Origin of the sequence: Serratia sp. 506_PEND (assembly GCF_001076875.1) — a bacterium.
GTDB lineage: Bacteria > Pseudomonadota > Gammaproteobacteria > Enterobacterales > Enterobacteriaceae > Serratia > Serratia marcescens.
This window is the reverse complement of sequence record NZ_JVEL01000198.1, coordinates 1-1,895: the sequence shown is the minus strand read 5'-3', so window position 1 is coordinate 1,895 and position 1,895 is coordinate 1. Positions and strand designations below refer to the sequence as shown.

The window sequence follows — 1,895 nt, the reverse complement described above, 5'->3', positions numbered from 1 at the left end:
GAGTCCTTTCTGGCCAACATTGATATGATTTATTTGCCGACTATGTGGAATGAACCTTTTGGTCGCGTCGTCGCAGAAACGGCTTCTGCTGGGAAACACGTCTTTACTTCCTATGCGGGCGGGGTTGCAGAAATAGCTGAGTATTTTGAAAATATTTATGAGCTTAATGAATTTACTCTTGAAAGGCTAAAAGAATTAAAAAATAATCACGTGAAACCGCTCGCTGTAAACCCCTTTGATGTCAGGCAATTAGCTACTGATTATAAAGAGATTTATGAAAAATAATATGAGATTTTCATCAAAAAAAGTCGCTGATTATTTTGTGATAACCTACCTGATAGTTCTTTCTATCAGCGGCGTTTTGAATATCATTGCACATAATACAAGTCGGTTCCTATTAATATATAAAGATATTTACTCTTTAATTCTTCCTGCTTTTCTGCTGTTGTACGTTATTGCCAGTCAGGCCAAGGTAGGGCCCGGCTTCCGTAACTATGTGTTGCTTTTTATTGGGATGGTGCTGCTTTCCCTTAGCTATGTACTGATATCCGTACTTAATAATAATTTCAAGATTGGTAATGTCGTCACGCAGTTTCGCTTTGAATTATTCACCTATTCATCTCTATTGGTTGGTGCATTGCTTGTTTGTCTTGAACGCGATCATCGTATGCAACTGCTGATGCGGATCATAAAAATTTACATCATAGTTACAGTTATTAACTCTATATTCGCCATTTTGGAAAGCGTATTTTCAAGTTTACTTTATGCTGTGGCAGGTGTTAACCCTGGGTTGCAATTTACTCAAGTAGGTAAAGATAACGGGCTTATTCTTCGTTCTGCTAGCGGATTTTTTAGGGCGATTGGTCTCTTTAGCGGACCATTTACTCTGGCAGAGTTTTTGTTCTTTGGCCTAATATTAAGCCCCTTCGTCAGTAATAAACACAGATTTAAATATATTGTAATTGTTACCGCAGGGATTGTCTGCTCGACGTCAAAGACGGCCATGATTATGGCGGCAATTTACTTTGGTTACCTGTTTCTTCGCCGATTCTTACCGCTGAAATTGAGTTTAGCCGCCGTGGTGTCGGTTTGCATTGTATTGCTGACGTTCTTCTATATCACGATGACCGATTTGGGGGTATATAAATCCCTATACTCCAGTGATAATAACTACGCTGAACAAAGTATCTTGGCCCGAATTTTACTGATTGAAGAGGTTAGAAACAGCGATACTTATTCAATCTTCACCGGCGCAGGGTATGGCGTTAATGGTAACGCAGCTACCGGGGATGATGCGGCAATTCCACTGGATAGTATTTATATCTTCTTACTTTCAAACTACGGAGGTTTGGGGATATTTATCTTCCTGTCAGCATCATCAATAATTTTACTCAGGCTATATAATAAAGTTTGTCGCGGCTATTTTTTCCCCGGGGTTTTCCTTTATTGGATGATTTCAATTTCAATTAACTTTGTCTATAACAATCCAATTACGAACTATCCAGGTTATATTTTCTCAATTATTATTTCCGCTCTACTGTTATCGTTCAGACAGGATGAATTTTATAAAGTGGCCGATGCCGAGCAAGTCCAGGCTCCGATGAATAAGCCTGGATTTTAACGTGACGTCGGCATAGAGGTATATATGATTTTTGTTAATGCAAGGTTTCTTACTCAGGATTTAACCGGTGTACAACGCTTCGCTGAGCAGATTAGCATGGCGTTGCAAACGTTGAGAAATGATGTTGTTTTTGTCTCGCCGGGTGATATTAAAAATAAAAAAGTTGCCGGTTTGCTTAATGTGAAAGTGGTCGGAAAAAATTCAGGACATCACTGGGAACAGCGTGACCTTCCTGCTTTCTTGAAAAGAAACGATAACCCTTTGCTGGTTAACC

Annotated in this window: 2 protein-coding genes and 1 pseudogene; all 3 read left to right on the top strand. The window is 39.3% G+C overall.

All coding sequences use genetic code 11. From position 1 onward, the window contains the following. Positions 1 to 285, top strand: a 285-nt coding sequence (locus ADK28_RS04840; RefSeq protein WP_161802694.1) for a glycosyltransferase, incomplete at its 5' end; no start/stop codon positions are given. Then, complete coding sequence (locus ADK28_RS04835; RefSeq protein ID WP_230206249.1) at positions 275 to 1,621, top strand: hypothetical protein; 1,347 nt, start codon at positions 275 to 277, stop codon at positions 1,619 to 1,621. The genes ADK28_RS04840 and ADK28_RS04835, both read left to right, overlap by 11 nt. A 24-nt stretch (positions 1,622 to 1,645) precedes the next feature. After that, positions 1,646 to 1,895 (top strand): annotated as a pseudogene (locus tag ADK28_RS04830) (glycosyltransferase family 1 protein); the annotation flags it as partial.